General features: G+C 55.9%; 1 protein-coding gene. It reads left to right on the top strand.

The window, feature by feature from the left end:
- The coding region (locus tag SB822_RS60745) for a hypothetical protein (protein ID WP_410859605.1) at nt 1-208 on the top strand (208 nt) is incomplete at its 5' end.
- Nucleotides 209-238 lie beyond the last annotated feature (30 nt).

Genomic DNA, 238 nt, shown 5'->3' with positions numbered 1-238 from the left:
CATCCATGACCACAACGATTTCGCCGCGTTCGAAAGCGCGAAGCGCATCCACGACCTGTTTCTGGTTATAGCTCATTTCGACCTCTATGTGTCAGGCAACCAACGGGCCCTATCGTCGGTCAGATATGGCCAATATGGCCGAATTCAATCAGATGCGGCCAGTCTGGCCCCAAATTGTTTAGACGCGGCCAGTTTGGCCCCAAGTTAGTCAGACGCGGCCAGTCTGGCCGCGGTGACG

This window comes from Paraburkholderia sp. SIMBA_054 (genome assembly GCF_046534875.1).
Taxonomy (GTDB): Bacteria; Pseudomonadota; Gammaproteobacteria; order Burkholderiales; family Burkholderiaceae; genus Paraburkholderia; species Paraburkholderia hospita.
Note: the sequence above shows the minus strand (reverse complement) of the source record. Positions and strands in the feature narration are given on the sequence as shown.